The following is a 15,864-nucleotide window of genomic DNA, read 5'->3' as shown; positions in this document are numbered from 1 at the left end:
ACATCATGTTAGAAATATTCCAAAAAGCGGTCCAGCAAAACGGACTTGTCACCGCCTTCGCGATGATCGGGATGATTATCTTGTTGTCGGGAGCCATCTCGCGCAAACTCACCTTCGGCCGCGTTCATGGTTCGGCGATCGCCATCATGATCGGCCTGGCGCTGGCGTACTGGGGTGGCATAGTGAGCGGCGGCAGCAAGGGACTGGCTGACGTTTCGCTGTTCAGCGGCATTGGCCTGATGGGCGGCGCCATGCTGCGCGATTTCGCCATCGTCGCCACCGCGTTCGAGGTACAAGCCACCGAGGCGCGCAAGGCCGGCCTGGTCGGGGTCGTGTCATTGCTGCTGGGGACGGTATTGCCGTTCATTGTCGGCGCCAGCATCGCCCGGGCCTTTGGCTACTCCGATGCGGTCAGCATGACCACCATCGGCGCCGGTGCGATCACCTATATCGTCGGTCCGATCACCGGCGCGGCAATTGGCGCAAGCTCCGATGTGATGGCGCTGAGCATCGCTACCGGCCTGGTGAAAGCTATTATCGTCATGATCGGCACCCCCATCGCAGCGCGCTTTCTCGGTCTGAAAACACCCCGTTCTGCAATGGTGTTCGGCGGTCTTGCGGGTACCGTCAGCGGCGTTTCAGCCGGCCTCGCCGCGACCGACCGCAAGCTGGTGCCGTACGGCGCACTGGTGGCGACATTCCATACCGGCATCGGCTGCCTGCTAGGGCCATCCGTGCTCTTCTTTGCCACGAAGGCAATTGTGGGCTGATCATGGAAGCCGCATCGCTCAAGCAACCGGAGGACGAAACCGTGGGCACATACGCATTTGAGGAGGTCGGCGCCGGCGTTCTTTGTCCGCACGACTTGCTCTGGATCGAAGACGCCAAGGCATTGACGACGGTCACTCCACTTCCGCCTTGGGCCAGCGCTGACCGGCTCTTACGCGCGCCGGTCGTCGTACGGCGCGAGAAAGTCGACGATCCCCGGTTGGTCCCGGTTGGCCTGCGTGGCAAGACGCGAAGCGAGCGCTTTGCTGCCTATCTGGAGCGCGATGCGGTGGCGCGTTGCATCAGGCCGGAGACCATGGTTGAGCATGCTCCGGCTTATATCGAAGAGCAGCGCAGCCGGCTGAGGGCCTTCGAAGCACTTGCGGTGCTGGCGCCGGCGCTTGATGCAACCGGCCTGCCCTGGGGGCCGACCGGCGGCGTCGGGTTTCAGCTTGCATCGCGGCTGCCGGTGGTCCGCGAAGACAGCGATCTCGACATCCTGCTGCGTTCGCACGCACCTCTCAGTGCTGCGCAGATGCTGGGGCTGCGGATGATATGTTCATCTCCAATATGCCGTATCGATATTCAGGTCGACACCGGTAATGGCGCATTTTCATTTTCCGAATGGGCCAACGTCAATGCGCAATGGGCCAACCGCAATGGGCGGGTGCTGCTTAAAACCGACGCCGGCCCGGTTTTGACTACCGATCCATGGCGCACGAACAACTGGCGAGATGCCGAAAGCATGAAGGCAGCATGATCCTGTTCACCTTCCCCGGCCAAGGCGCGCAGCGGCCTGGAATGCTGCATGCGCTTCCAGACCATCCGGCGGTCATACGTACGCTTGACGAGACCTCTGACGCACTCCACGACGACCCCTTGAATCTGGATACGCTCAAAGCATTCGAGTCCACAGTTGCCGTGCAGCTGTGCCTGCTGATAGCTGGCGTCGCAATGGCCAGATTCTTCATTGCACACGATGCTGGCCCGCATATGGTTGCCGGCCTTTCCATAGGCGCTTACCCGGCTGCGGTGACCGCCGGCGCCCTTGACTATGCCGACGCAGTGCGGCTGGTAGCGCGGCGCGGGCAACTGATGGAGAACGCCTATCCGCACGGCTACGGCATGGCGGCGATAGTCGGTCTCGATCGCTCTCAGCTGGAACCGCTGATAGCACGCGTTCATAGCCCTGCGGCACCGGTCTACCTGGCCAACTTGAATGCGAACCGGCAACTGGTGATTGCAGGGGCTGACGAACCGATGCGCCTGGTCATGCGACTCGCGCTCGGACAAGGCGCGACCAAGGCGGAACGTCTGGCAGTTGGCGTGCCGTCCCATTGCGAACTGTTCGATGCGGCGGCAGTGGAAATGAGAGCGGCCTTTTCAAGAGTGGCAGTACAGCGTCCGCAGCTGACTTATCTGAGCAGCAGCATCGCACGTGCTCTGTTCGAACCGCGGAGCATTGCCTACGACCTCGCCAATAATATGGCGCGACAGGTACATTGGTTTGAAACCGCCCGTCTTGCCTGGGAACGCGGCGCACGCTTGGCGCTGGAAATGCCGAGCGGTTCCGTACTGACCAATCTGACAGCGCCGGTATTCACTGATGGCCAGGCGCTCTGCTGCGACAACAACCGGATTGATACGCTGCTCGCTTTGCTGTCGCGCGAGCAGGCTCAACTATGAGAGTTTCATAATTCATGGCATCGCCCCGGCAAGAGTCATCTGGGGTCAGAGTCAACTTTCGCAGTGCTTCATCGCGAAACTTGACTCTGACCCCACATGACGGATTCGGAGAAAGACAGAACGCACTACGCGGTTTTGTTCTTTTTAATGATGAGGCAGGTACTCCGTGGCCCGCTAAGTGGGGTCAGAGTGAAGTTTCTGCAAAAAGCGCGCAGAAAGTTCACTCTGACCCCAGTTAGCTGCGTTTGTTAAGCAGTAACTTGGCAAGGGCATTGTCATGTTTTATGAAAATCTAAACAAATCATTAATCACATCATATTGGAATAGAAAACCATGGCTGACATAGAGACCTTTGGTCAGGAAACCCGCATTTTTCCGGCCCCGGCAGACTTTTCCAAGACTGCAGCCATTTCCAGCATGGATGCCTATCGCGCCCTGGTGGCCGAAGCCGAGCAGGATTATGAGGGCTTCTGGGGCCGCCTGGCCCGCGAAAACCTGCAATGGCAGACGCCTTTCACCAAGGTGCTGGACGATGCCAACGCACCGTTCTACAAATGGTTTGACGACGGCAAGCTGAATGTCTCCTACAACTGCCTCGATATCCATTTGCACAATGGCAACGTCGATAAAGTCGCGATCATCTTTGAGACCGACAGCGGCGATGTCAGCAAGGTCACTTATCGCGAATTGCACAAGAAAGTCTGCCAGTTCGCCAACGGCTATTTGTTCGATGGTTTTCCGCGCACGCTTCCGCAGGCCGAGATGATGAAAAAAGCCGGTGTCGGAATTGACTATGTGCTGGAGATCGACGTGCCGGACGAGGCCATTCTGGAACGCATGAGCGGGCGCCGGATTCATCCGTCGTCTGGTCGTAGCTACCATGTGAAATTCAATCCACCGAAGATCGAGGAAAAAGACGATATGACCGGCGAGAATTTGATTCTGCGCGACGACGATAGGGAATATACGGTTAGGAAGCGCTTAAGGGTCTATCACGATCAAACGGAAATGCTCATTGCCTATTACACTCAATGGGCTCAATCCGGACAGCCCGGGGCGGCAAAATATCGAAAGATAGACGGTATCGGCCCTGTGGACGTCATTCGGGCCAACGCATTTGCGGCCATAGCGCGGTAAAGGAATCGCATTCAATTGGCCCCTATCAAATAGGGCTCAACAATTTTCAATTCGTTCAACTATGGGCAAACGCGGGGGGCGGCTTGCCAACTATGTGCGCATTGACGTCAGGCACGGACATTGACGATTGTTGCCTGCATGATGGCAACCACTCTCCAGGCGGTTCCCGATAAGGCCCGGACTTCTCCTGTGCAGACAGTGAGCAGCTTACCCGAAGTCTGTACCTTTCCGATTGCCAGGAATCGTTCGCCAATCGCAGGCCGCACGAGGTTGATCTTGAATTCGGCCGTGACAACCTCGCTCTCGAACGGCGCCTTGGTCAACGCCGCGTAGCCACATGCACTGTCAACAATACTTGTTATTGCGCCAGCGTGAACGTAGCCGTGCTGTTGGGAAAGCTGGGTGGAAAATGGCAATTCTATTTGCACCTCGCCATCTGCAACCGAGACAAGCTGCGCGCCGAGGGTCGCCATAAGGCCTTGCGATTTGAAACTGACTGCGATCCGTTCTTGCATGTCATTCATGGGAAAGTGGCCTCTTGATGGGATCGTGCATGACGCCTGACGGTTATCAGGCGGACCGAATATTCATGCAGTCATTATGCATAAGGAAACCCATGTCCGGCAAGAACGCAGACTTGGCCGGGCCGGCATAACAATCCCGGGCGCCGCGCTGCCTGGGGCCCACGAAGATTCAGGCCTTTTCGGTTATCATCACCCCCCTTTCCGCTCTTGAGCATCGGCAATACGCGGCAAGTGTGAGTTTTTCAACATTGAGGAATGACTATGTCTGGATATCTGCAGGAACGCGAAGGCGCCGTGCGTAGCAAAGCGGTCACCGTGCAATCACTATTGGCCATGCGCGATGCCGGTGAAAAAATTGCGACGCTGACCTGCTACGACGCCACTTTTGCGTCGCTTATGGACCGCTGTGGCGTTGATTTGCTGCTGGTGGGAGACTCACTCGGCAATGTCTTGCAGGGACACAGCACGACATTGCCGGTGACGATTGCCGATATTGCTTATCACACGGCATGTGCCGCGCGCGGAAACCAGACTGCGCTGCTGGCCGCAGACATGCCGTTTGGCAGCTATGCCACACCGCAGTCGGCATTCGACAATGCAGTGAAACTGATGCAGGCAGGCGCGCAGATGGTCAAGCTTGAAGGAGGCGCCTGGCTGGCCGACACCGTAAAATTCCTTACCGAGCGCGGCGTACCGGTATTCGCCCATCTCGGCCTGACGCCGCAGGCCGTGCATCAACTGGGCGGATTCAAGGTGCAGGGAAAGACAGCGGAAAGCGCAGAGCGATTGAAAGCCGATGCAATGGCGCTCCAGGCAGCGGGCGCAACGCTGCTCCTCCTTGAAGCCGTTCCGGCCGCGCTGGGCAAGGAAGTGACAGAGATGCTGGCCATTCCCACCATCGGCATTGGCGCCGGCCCGGATTGCTCGGGACAAGTGCTTGTGATGCACGACATGCTGGACGTATTCCCCGGCAAGAAGGCCCGCTTCGTGCGTAACTTCATGGCAGGACAGTCGAGCATTGAAGGCGCGATCCGCGCCTATATCAAGGCGGTGAAGGACAAGTCATTCCCCGCCCCGGAACACTGCTTTTAGACCGCCGCCAAGGCGACCGGCTGGCAACGTCTCAAACAGCCAACCAATATGGGCAAAACGAACGAGTGCTCGCTTTGCCCAATGACGCCATTCAGGATGGCTATCGGATGCCTCTAGAGGAGGACGCGATCATTTCGTTGATTCCGCCACCATATTTTGACGAATAGTAAATTGACTCAATACGAGTAAGCACCAATAACCCGCTTCACCTTTTCCAGTGCTTCCTGGAGGGCGTCCAGTTCTACGGATCCAAGCGCCAGGCGGATCGCACGAGGCACATGCTCTGAAGTCGCGAAAGGCTCCGTAGTCGATATCGAAGGCGACAGCCTTGGTTTTAGTAATCGGCTTGCAAGACATGATGTATCTTCTGCTCACGAGTTTGTCACCGTATGTGCTGCGCCGTATCGAGCACAAAATATTCTGCCTGTGTCTTCGCACTCGTGAAATAGTTCGTTGCATGCCGTCTGGTTTCGGTTTTCGTGCGCGGGTTCCCGCAACAAAGCCGTCCATGAATATCTTCCAAAATCAGGAGAAAAACCCGTTAAAAACGCTCCGCAAAAATATGTAGATCCGCTTATTTTTTTTCGTCTGCCGCTAGACGTTTGCATGCGCAATCATGGCTGGACACGGCTGTTAAGTCGGGTAACAGCAGCGCATTGCTGCGCCGCCGTCCCCCAAGAACGGAGCATGCGATTTTCACCGCACTCCGCTTAAGTCTCTCGAAGTTTTGTCCCAGAAATTCTCTCGAACTACCTGTCACAATAAAATCATCGGCGTATCGCACGAAGTTCAGACGGTCGATGTAGCGTGTTCGCGCAGTGCGGCCGCCGGCAAGCTTTTGAGCCAGATGTGCTTGCGCCATCGAGTGCCATACTCGCCACCGTTGGAGAAATGATTCCACCTTGTGGCGTCCCAGCTTTAGTCGGAGAGAGCGCGCGGCTTCCCATGAGTAAATTTCTTCAATACAGCGTGGCAGACGTGCTGTGACATCGGCATTTCGCATCAACGCATATTTCTTCGCAAATCGGATAACGCACTAAATAGGCGCGACCAAACTGCAGATACCAAACAGGTACAGCCGAACTGCGCATGCCTCATCCGCTGCATCCATGCCGCCATTTCAGTGCTTAAAAACATTACAAAAAATGGAGTCGAAAAATGATAAATGCAAAATCGGCCGTCACAGGCCAGAATCAGAGTTTCCCGCCGCTGCCGGCGCTGCTGCGCAATGCCGCGCTGCATCTCGGACTCGAACCGGGCGCGGCCGATCAGGTTGCAGCGGCGGGGTCGCTGGAGATAGACGGGGTGGTCGTATCGGTCATCGCTCTGGAATTAGAGGCTGAAATCAGCGATAACGATATCGCGGTCGCCGCCACCTTGCAGCAAATACAAACGCCGGGCGCATCCGGCATGCAACTGCTGCTCAATGCCAATCTGCCGGCTCTGTTGAGCGGCGGCTGCGCGTTCGGCATGACCCCAGAAAAAGAGGTGATGGTGCTGCATCCGGCGCGGCTGGATATGCTCGACGGCGCGAAGCTGGCCCGCAAGATCCGTCAAATTGCCGCACTGGCCGATTCGATCGCATCGGATCTGATGCAGATTGCCGCGACAGAGACCGGAACCAGGCCGGCTCCAGCGGCATTGAGCGCACACTGAGCGGGAGCCGACATGCCAAAAATCACTCAGGCAGCGCCAACAGATCTGCATCACACGGTCGATATCGATGCCGCACATGGCGAAAGTTCCGCCGCCCTGCCTAGCCGCCAGGGATCGACATCCAGCCGCAGCAGGTCGTTTCAACTGGCAGGATTGGGCCGCGCGCCATCCGCCCGCAGCACCGACGCCGCATCGGAGACCAACGCAGGCGCGGAGGAAGGCAGCCCGCCGCATAACATGGGCAGCTCTCTGCTTGGCGCATCGCAGCGCTCGGACTCCACGCTCGATATCAGAAGCGCATCCGATCTCAGCCGTTACGGCACGCCAACCGGGTCTTTCCGCTCGATGTCCTCGCTGGCGCATCCGCGCACAGGCGCTCCGCAAGAGCACGCCTTCGCATCGCATGCGGAGGAAAACCAACCGTCGCATCGCCGGAGCCGCTCCTCCTTGCCCGGCCCGTCGCTGCGCTCGGACTCTGCCAGAACCTGGTCCAACATCAATCTTCACGATACGCCGGAAGCATCTTTCCGATCGACGTCCGGGCCCGTGCATGCAGCGCCGGCCGCCACGCCGCAAGAGCGCGCCGCCACGCGCCAACAGCAACTGGTGCAGCATGAAGCCTTGCGCAACTACAGCGACAAACTCGGCGCCATCGGCGCCGGCACGCTCGAAGCATTGGGTTTCGGCGCGAATACCGCCACGACTTTCGGCGCCGGGCGCACCTCGGGCGAACAGGCAACCATCGCGGCCATGACGCATATGGCCGGCGACCATCTGACCGGCTTTTACACTAAGCAGGCGGCCGCCCCCGTCCCTTACGCCACCATGCTGGGCCGATCCGTTGCCGGCACGACCGTCGGCGGCATCGTCGGCGGCGTCAGCAGCGTCGTCGGCCAGGTCTTGGTGGCGCCGGCGCTGGTCGGCACGGCGCAGGCGCTGGCCGGCGGTTCGCGCACATTCGCCAAGGTTCCGCCCGAACATATTTATCCCGATCCGGATCCTTACATCGACATCGGCGGACAACAGGCATTAAAACCGGAGCCGCAGTATCAGGCGGAACTGGCGCAGGTTGCGGCGCTGCGAGGCGAAGTTGCGCAACTCCAGAACCGCTACACCGTCGACGGCTCCAGGGCCATCGTATCGGGTTCGGTTTCTTTCGATGCCGCGCATGCGATACGCGCCGCACTGACGACGCCGACCAGCCGCTTCGAAGCGCCGGCGCTGCTGACCCGCATTGCACTGGGCACGGCGGCGTCGGGTGCGGCCGGCGTCGCGACCGGTGCATCTCTGGCGCTGTTGAAAGCGAATACGACCGTGAAGGTCCAGGTCGGCGAGCAGCAATATGCGCTGCCGCTGTTTACGGTAAAGGACCCGAACGCGGCGAGCGTGCAGGGCGACGGCGGCAATATTTCCCGTATCGCGATGGTGAGCAACACCGTGCGCGGCGCGTGGAACGCTTTTGCCGGCGGCCGAACCGGCAGCGAGCTGGCCATGCACGTGGGATTGCAGGTTGCCGAACGCTCGGCGGGCATTATCGCCGCCACCGTGGTCAACGCCCTGGTGCAGCCGGCGGCAACGTCGGTAGCCAATGAAATCGATGCGCACAGCGACGGCGTGCGCATCGCCGCCAATACGGTAGCCACCGTCACCGCATTTACAGCGGCGGTCGCCATATGGTTTTCGATATTGCCGAAAATCCAGGCGCAGCAAGCCAGGCCAGCCACCACTTAGTTACCGGGCCTGGGCACTATTTATGAAGTGAATTCCAATAATTTCAATACCAGGAGACATTCATCATGCTTAGAAAACTGGGTGGTTTTGTTGTATCGTCGACGGCGGATGCCGCCGTCGACGCAATCGACAAGCAATCGGATTCCGCGTCACCGCGGCCGTCGTCCTCGCCACGAATGAGAGGAAGCCTTCCCGCAGCCCTGTCCGGATTACTGCGGATGCAGCAGCGCCCTTATCACGTCGATGTGACGCCGACCGTCGTACGCGGCACGGACGGCAAGGGCCAAACGCCGGGGCATATACAAATCACTCCAACCAGGGACGAACAAAGCGCCCACGGCCTGGCGCCCGCCTACGGACATTCTCCCACGATGGAGGCCACGCAAGACGCCGTTGCATCTGAGGTGAAGGGAAAATTCGCGCATCCCGCGGGAACCCCCTATAACTTCGGCAAGCAGGTGTTTCCGAAGCGTGCGCTGCCGTTTAGTGCGGACAAACCGATATTGAGACCGTCCATCGGCGCCAAATGGGGACAGACATTCACCCGCCTGACCGGCCCCGCACTGAACGCGGAACAGGCCGCCATGCTGCGCGACTTCAAGCATTCGGCGCGATACAGCCTGAATACGCCGGAAAACTGCGTCGGCGGTTTTACCGCGGCGGCCAATGCCATCCTGAAACCCGCCGAAGCGCTGGAAATGACGCAGGGCCACGTCACGCCGCAGCATATCGCCGCCGAAGCGCTGCGCAAGATTCCCGATCTGAAACTGGACAAGGGCGTCGGCCTCGGCGTCGCCATCGGCAACGCGGAACGGGATCTGGGTGTGAAACTAACGCGCGGCCAACAAGCACATGTCATTGAAAACCTGGTCACACAGGAACAATTCGGCAAGCTCGATGCATCGATCAAGCAAGCGATCGGCGACCTCCCTCCGGGTTCGCTCAAGAAGTCATAAGAGAAAAGACCGGCAATTCGCCTGTCATATGCGCCTTTGACCTCAGCATGAGGACTTGCGGCAACAAGCAATTCGTATCGGGCAGCCGCCAGGACCTTCTCGGCGGTCTCCGGCACTACCGCATCATCGCCAGCTTCTAGAACGCATCTCACGGATATTTATGAATTGAGTTCTAGGTATGAACCCAGTTCCGCAGCTGGTCAAGCAACGTCGAAGTGATATAACCGCGATGGATCTTTTCGTCGTATTTATGCAATGCGCGCGACATTGCGTCGTACTTCGACCCCAGGTTTTTTTGTTCATCCGTTTTCAGATGCGCTGCCGTGAACGCACGGAGTGGCTGCTTCAACACCTCCTTGCCACTGATGTATTTGTCGCTATGCAAGTGCAGGAACACCGGCGCCGCCGGTTCGCGGCTAGACAACGGTTTGGGCTGGATGCGTATTTCGTAAAGCGTATCTTTATCCGACGGCAATCGAAGCGGGGGCCGTACGCTTTCAATCTCACCCAATTGCAGCAAGCGGCTCACGTGTTTTCCCCTGGGGAATTTGTGGCGCTTGAGCGCATCCCTTTCCCGAGTGTCCATGGCCTGATGAATCAATTCCAGCGCCTGCAAGCGGCTCCCGAGCAATTCGATGGTGGTCTTATCGACAGCCGGAGACTTGCCTGCCTCGTTGCTGGTTGCACGCAGACGGGCGATGTCGCCGAACCAGTTTTGCGCTGACGAACGGACGAAGTCAGCTGTATCCATTGGATCGTCCCGCGGACCGTACAGCGCCTCAATGTCTCTCGTGTTTTTCTTTATCGATTGTGCAATGGCGACGACATCGCCGCCCAAGCTCTGCGCAACATCGAGGTCGATCGGACACTTTCTCAAGGTCCGCTCGATCTTCCCCTGGAGACCGTCGTGGGGCTCCGCTGCCGGAGACTCCGCAGGTATTTCTGCACGCGGCGCCGATACGGCAGTATCGGCTTGGGCATGAGACACCGATGCCGCGACAGATGACGGACGGGCAGCGGCTTGCTTCAGCAGTTGCTTGCCGCGTCCGTGCGACTTCTTGGCCTTGCCGGATGCCGCCTTATGCGAGCGGGCGGGAGCACTCGCCGGAATCGGCCATGCCGGCATATGCGCCGGCAAACTCGCCGAACTCTCAGGCAACGCTTCCGGTAGCGCTACGGAAGGAGTGTCGCCGCTGTTCGGCTCGCACACCTCGCGCAAGCACGCTTGATACGCGGAAATGGCATGGGCCATCTCCAGCGAATATTGCCAAATATCAGAGTTGTCGCTCATTTCCAGCATGCTGGCGGCGTCCAGGCAAAAAAGCTCTCCTGCCGCGTTAAGCTGGTCGGCATATGCGGCGGCGAGTGCCTGGTACTCGCTGCGCTTCTCCGGACTGAGTTCATCACCCCGTTCAAGGGTTCTTATCGCTTGCTCGGTATCGCTGCTCCGATTGGATATGGCGTCCAAGAGTTCAATTACGCGCTGCATGAGATGCAAGAACTCCATGCCGCCGGAGCGCAGGCAAAGCATGACCAGGCGATCGACGTTGACCGTAACCGCGTTGCCGGCGATTGCCAGCAACGCTTTCTTGGCCGCGGCCGCGCCGGATTTGACGGCAGGCAGTTGCTTCAACATATTTTCATGGGGCTCGGTCTGTTCACACTGACGAACGAATTCGTGCAGGATGCCGCCATGCTTCGTAACCACCTCGCGAAAGCCCCGCAGTTCGTCGAGCGCCCGGTCCATGGCGGCCAGCTCTTCCTGCGTTCCGATCAGCTCCTCTCCGCCATGAGATGAAGATCCTTGGGCGCGTTGCGTTCCTTGCCAAGACCACCGGGCAATCTGATCCGAGCTTACATTGACGCCATACTCGGCCGACTGGGCGCGACGCACGTGAAAGACGCCTTTTAATTCTTCGTATTGGTCATTAACGATTTTCCCTTTCAGTCCCTCCAGCCCTTCCAGGCCGGACCCGGCGGATTTGACGCCCGCTTCAGCGAGCTTCAATCGCTGCGCCACATGCGTCATCGATCCATTGACCAGCGCCTGCCAGGCGTCGGCATATCTCAGCGCAGTCTTCACCGCCTTTTCGTGTTCCTCGACGGTCGATGCGTTATCCGCCGGAGCCTGCGGAAGCGATGCGGTGCGCCTCGACCGTCCGGAGGATGCCGGCCGCGTCTGCGCCTGGCGCGCCGACGGACGCGGTAACCCGCCCAGTGCCGCCGCCGATAGCTCTGCGCGTTCCCGACCTCGTGCGCCAGAGCGCTCGCCGGCACTGGCGCCGGTCTCTTCCCGCGCGGCGATAGCCGGTTCCGGCGATATGGGGACGTGATGGTCGCTGATTTTTCCGCTCTGCATTGCATTTTTCCAGAAAAGGTGTTTGGGCGTTTTATGGAAACAGGTTCCAGGCAGCCTGCACCGCCGATAGCGCTGAAGATCCGGTCAATCGATAGCTGACGCCCGCACGTGAGTAGCCATGTTCGGGATTTCGGAAACGCGGGCCGGCCGATAGACATCATCGATGAAAAATCCGCGTGCTCGCGCGAATGGCGCTTTGGCGGATTATTCCGGGATAAGTGTTCAACGAAATTTGCCGCCGCGAAATGGAAGCGCCTGTTCCGAAGATTGTTGACGGTCATTCAAAATTGTCGGGTATGGCATGCGTGCCACGAACCCGTCTTCCGTCTCTTAAAATCGAATGCGGATGCCTGCGATGGGGTCTCCGCTGTCAGCGCGCTGGCTTGACCGGTTCCGTGATAAACCGGACGCTGCGATCGTGGTCGATGACCGCGCCAAGCGGTCCGTTCTCCTCCTCTCCACCGCCTGTTATCCGACAGCCCGCTCATAGGTCATGACTGGCGGAGCGGTGACAAGTGACCGTTCGGGCTGCACGCCAGCCCTTCGCCTTTTCGCCCATGTCAACGGACGGAAATCGCTAGCATTCGAAGATTCGAAGCCGACGCGCCAACGCAACCCCCATGACCAACCTGCTGACACCGTTTCTCCGGTGCTTTTCGCCTTCCTCGCAAGCACCTGCACCGCAAGATGCAAGCACAAGGCAACGGCCTTCCCAAGCGCGCGACACGTCCTCCCTGGCGGGTTCTTCGACCGGCTTGGCGCAACTGCAGCAACTCAAGAAACGTGCGCCTCAGCCGGACGGGCACGAGACCCGGGCACCCCGCACGCGGATTGGGACGAGCGCCGGACAATCCCCGCCAGCGCCCAAGCGGCACTTCACGGCCGGCTCGTCGTCGGGTTCGGTGCCGCTGGATCAGGCCAGCGATCTCCGGGGCTCTGCCAGCAGATTGCCGTCCACGTCACTCGCTGCCGCATCCGATAGTCTTTCTAGCTGGACGTGTGTGGGAGCAAAGCCTGGGGGCACGGCCGCCGGCGCCCTATACACCGATCGGCATGGACAAAAGTGGCTGGTCAAAGGATACGGCAATGACGACATGGCCAAGAGCGAGGTGTTCGCATCGCATCTCTTGAATGCTGTCGGCGCACATACGGCCGAAATGAAACTGGTCGATCTCGGCAGCAAGCACAGAGGTGGATTGGGGGTCGCTTCTCGATGGCTGGACAGCGTTCAACCATTCAATGCGCGCGATGACGCCCATGTTAATAGCATGCAGCAGACATTCGCAGCGCACGCGTGGCTGGCCAATTGGGACTCAGTGGGCCTGACGCAAGACAATGTGCTCTTCCACCAGGGGCGAGCGGTACACATCGACCCGGGCGGTGCGCTCGAATATCGCGCCATGGGCGGCAAGAAAGGAGACGCGTTTGCCGACAAGGTAGGAGAGCTGGAAACCATGCGCAACCCTGACGTCAACCGTGCCTCTGCCGCCGTCTATGGGGCAATGACCACGAAGGATGTCGTGCGCAGCGCGAAGGCTGTCCTCGGTCTGCCGGCCGCTACCATCACGAAACTCGTGGGCCGCCATGGTCCGGGCAGCCCGGCGCATCGTATGGCCTTGGCCGCGAAGCTGATCGAGCGGCAGCAATACATCAAAAGATGGTGCGTGGCTGCACAGCCCGACCTGTCGAAGTTTCGTAATACCGAGCACGCGCTGAAAGCGCTGAACAAAGCGTTTCCGGCATACAAAGGCAATCCAAGCGGCACGCGCGTGAAGAACGTCGCCAAGTTCGTCGAGCTCGGCACCTTTGGCGAGCCACCGTGGCCGCTCGATGTGCCGCATCGCACTCACGACACATCCGTTTACGCCGCCCAGACCTTGGTAGGCCTCGCAAAACTGCCGGCCGCCCAACGGGAGGCTGTTCACAGCTACACGTACTTCGGATTCGAGGAAATCAATGCTTCGCTGCGCGCAGGCAAGCCGAGCGCCATCGCCAAGGCTGCCGACGCAGCGATTCGCAACGCCGGCAGCGAAATTGCTTACGGCACGCTGCTATCCCGCAAGATCAACGTCGAAGAGCCGTTTATGGAGCAGCTCCTGAATGCCACCGGCAAGGTGCTGCAGGAGCCCGCGCTCATGTCCACCTCGACCCGGCCTGATCTGTATACGGGGAATGTCCATCTGAAACTCACGGTCGGCCATGGCGTGAAGGGATTGTTCCTGGGCGGCGGCTCGGCGCCGGGCAACGGTTCCATATCAAAAATTCCCAACGAGTCGGAAATCGTACTTCCTGCAAATACACGCCTGTACATTCACGAAGTCACGGAGGCGACTCATCGCGGCGACAAGGACGGCTTTGGCAGCCAGGAGTCGGGGATTACCCATATCGTACACGCGATGGTGTTGCCTACCCGCTGACTGGGCGGAGAAAACGATGCCCCTCATCGTGGCCAACTTCACGAAGCAAGGCTCGTCCCACCGTTCACCAAAAACCAGCGGATGTGCGCTGCCCGTTTAGTGCTTCAGTTAACCTTTTTTTTGGGGCGTAAAAAATGGCAATTTCAAAATGTCCGAAGTGTGAACACCCCCGCTTTAAACTGAAAACTGGTGAGCCGTCACGAAAGCCCCAGAGAAGGCTGGTTGGTGCAGACGCAAACAGGTAGCAGGGGGCGTAGGAAAAACCCTACCAAAAGACCTACCTTTCCCGATAGTTTTCTACACCCGTCTCGGCATACTGGCTCATTTATGCATCGCGTCGGCGGCCCGCGATAGAAATGGTTGGAGCTGTTGCATATGCTGCATGCGGTGAGCGCAACGGTGCAGCAATGGCTGGTCGCGGCGTCACATGACCTGCCGGCAAAAGCTATCTAGACAGAACCCGCCACTGCGTTGTTGCACCCATATTTTCTCGTCTCCAGAGGCAAGGTTTGTGCAGGGCTGGCGTATGCGACAAAAAAAAGAATGGGTTTTTGAAAATATCAATAATACGAAAGCAGACAAGATGAAAATTTGCAGCATGTATCTCCGCTTTGCCAGCGCTACGCTGTTTTTTGTTTTTGGACTAAGTTCGACACTGGCGCATGCCGACGTTCGTATTTCCGGTTCCGATACGGAAGAAAATCTGATCACCACTGCCATTACGCAATATCAGCGCGGTAGTAAAAGTGATATCAAGGCTGAATTCAAGGGAACCAGCGTCGGATTCAAGGACCTTTGCAAAGGCGCGGCTGACATCGTGCCGGCATCGAATAAGATACAGGCCGATCAAGCCAAAGCGTGTGCGGATAAAAAAATTTCCTATATCGAGCTGCCAATCGCTTACGACGCCGTCGCGGTGATCGTCAACAAGTCGAACAATTGGACCAATGACTTGACGATAGCAGAGTTGAAATCGATTTTTCATCCCGAGTCCTTCGGTAAAATAACACGCTGGAATCAGGTGAGAGCCGCCTACAACGATGCGCCGCTGAAAATCGTATCGCCCGATACCAAGTCAGGGACGACCATGTTCTTCACGGAGCGCGTGAATGCCATGCGAGGTTTCTTGCGTGGCGACTCCACGATATTTAGCGACCATGACAAGATTATCGATGCGGTATCGGAAGATATCAACGCCATTGGCTTCGTCTCTCTTGGTGCGTCGGTCGGACACAAGGGAAATGTCCGTCCGGTGCCGGTCAATTTCGGGAAAGGGGCCGTGATACCGGATGCAAGCTCGGTGCTGTCGGGAGCCTACGAGCCGCTAACCCGGCTGCTGTACGTCTACATCGCCCAATCGGCATTGGCCAAACCTGAAGTTACTGCGTTCGCCAGCTATCTGTTCGAGAACGGCGACCGCTACGCGCGCTTTGCCGGATTCGTGCCGCTGGCCGCGTCAACCTATATCAGCGACGTGCGACGCATAAAGGCCGGGCAATAGCGGCAGCACCTTGTTTTCAGCCCCTAGGATTCATCCG

General features: G+C 58.6%; 12 protein-coding genes. 10 read left to right on the top strand and 2 right to left on the bottom strand.

Going from position 1 to position 15,864, the window contains the following annotated elements; translation table 11 throughout:
* Nucleotides 1–5 precede the first annotated feature (5 nt).
* The 4 genes from madM to KHU33_RS06470 all read left to right on the top strand — a co-directional run bounded on the left by madM (nucleotide 6) and on the right by KHU33_RS06470 (nucleotide 3,591).
* Nucleotides 6–770 carry a malonate transporter subunit MadM gene (gene madM / locus KHU33_RS06485; protein WP_211461694.1) on the top strand — a complete coding sequence of 255 codons (765 nt, stop codon included), beginning with the start codon at nucleotides 6–8 and terminating at the stop codon, nucleotides 768–770.
* A 2-nt stretch (nucleotides 771–772) separates the two neighbouring features.
* Nucleotides 773–1,528: a malonate decarboxylase holo-ACP synthase gene (locus KHU33_RS06480; protein ID WP_211461693.1), complete on the top strand. Its 756-nt coding sequence runs from the start codon at nucleotides 773–775 to the stop codon at nucleotides 1,526–1,528.
* Complete coding sequence (mdcH, locus tag KHU33_RS06475; RefSeq protein ID WP_211461692.1) at nucleotides 1,525–2,454, top strand: malonate decarboxylase subunit epsilon; 930 nt, start codon at nucleotides 1,525–1,527, stop codon at nucleotides 2,452–2,454. The genes KHU33_RS06480 and mdcH overlap by 4 nt, the downstream gene beginning before the upstream one ends.
* 417 nt (nucleotides 2,455–2,871) lie before the next feature.
* Nucleotides 2,872–3,591, top strand: coding sequence for a nucleoside monophosphate kinase (locus KHU33_RS06470; RefSeq protein ID WP_211461691.1), 720 nt, complete (start codon nucleotides 2,872–2,874; stop codon nucleotides 3,589–3,591).
* A 107-nt stretch (nucleotides 3,592–3,698) separates the two neighbouring features.
* Here KHU33_RS06470 and KHU33_RS06465 read toward each other — a convergent pair whose 3' ends face one another.
* Nucleotides 3,699–4,115 (bottom strand): PaaI family thioesterase, encoded by a 417-nt coding sequence (locus KHU33_RS06465; RefSeq protein ID WP_211461690.1) that lies wholly within the window; start codon nucleotides 4,113–4,115, stop codon nucleotides 3,699–3,701.
* A 261-nt stretch (nucleotides 4,116–4,376) separates the two neighbouring features.
* Here KHU33_RS06465 and panB point away from each other — a divergent pair, with 261 nt between their 5' ends.
* The 4 genes from panB (at nucleotide 4,377) to KHU33_RS06445 (ending at nucleotide 9,550) form a co-directional block, all read left to right on the top strand.
* On the top strand, nucleotides 4,377–5,207 hold the full coding sequence (gene panB / locus KHU33_RS06460; RefSeq protein WP_211461689.1) for a 3-methyl-2-oxobutanoate hydroxymethyltransferase: 831 nt from the start codon (nucleotides 4,377–4,379) through the stop codon (nucleotides 5,205–5,207).
* A 1,158-nt stretch (nucleotides 5,208–6,365) separates the two neighbouring features.
* Nucleotides 6,366–6,863, top strand: coding sequence for a hypothetical protein (locus KHU33_RS06455; RefSeq protein WP_211461688.1), 498 nt, complete (start codon nucleotides 6,366–6,368; stop codon nucleotides 6,861–6,863).
* 12 nt (nucleotides 6,864–6,875) lie between these two features.
* Nucleotides 6,876–8,594, top strand: a complete 1,719-nt coding sequence (locus KHU33_RS06450) for a hypothetical protein (RefSeq protein WP_211461687.1) — start codon at nucleotides 6,876–6,878, stop codon at nucleotides 8,592–8,594.
* Nucleotides 8,595–8,659: 65 nt separating this feature from the next.
* Nucleotides 8,660–9,550, top strand: a complete 891-nt coding sequence (locus tag KHU33_RS06445) for a hypothetical protein (protein ID WP_211461686.1) — start codon at nucleotides 8,660–8,662, stop codon at nucleotides 9,548–9,550.
* Nucleotides 9,551–9,722: 172 nt separating this feature from the next.
* Here the strand turns inward: KHU33_RS06445 and KHU33_RS06440 are convergent, their stop codons facing one another.
* A complete protein-coding gene (locus KHU33_RS06440) occupies nucleotides 9,723–11,909 on the bottom strand; it encodes a hypothetical protein (protein ID WP_211461685.1) in 2,187 nt (728 codons plus the stop codon).
* Nucleotides 11,910–13,003: 1,094 nt separating this feature from the next.
* Between KHU33_RS06440 and KHU33_RS06435 the strand changes: the two genes are divergently transcribed.
* A complete protein-coding gene (locus KHU33_RS06435; RefSeq protein WP_211461684.1) occupies nucleotides 13,004–14,326 on the top strand; it encodes an ADP-ribosyltransferase in 1,323 nt (440 codons plus the stop codon).
* A gap of 427 nt (nucleotides 14,327–14,753) precedes the next feature.
* Nucleotides 14,754–15,827, top strand: coding sequence for a substrate-binding domain-containing protein (locus KHU33_RS06430; protein WP_211461683.1), 1,074 nt, complete (start codon nucleotides 14,754–14,756; stop codon nucleotides 15,825–15,827).
* Nucleotides 15,828–15,864 lie beyond the last annotated feature (37 nt).

The sequence above is a fragment of the Collimonas silvisoli genome, assembly GCF_018305005.1.
GTDB classification, from domain to species: Bacteria; Pseudomonadota; Gammaproteobacteria; order Burkholderiales; family Burkholderiaceae_D; genus Collimonas; species Collimonas silvisoli.
Note: the sequence above shows the minus strand (reverse complement) of the source record. Positions and strands in the feature narration are given on the sequence as shown.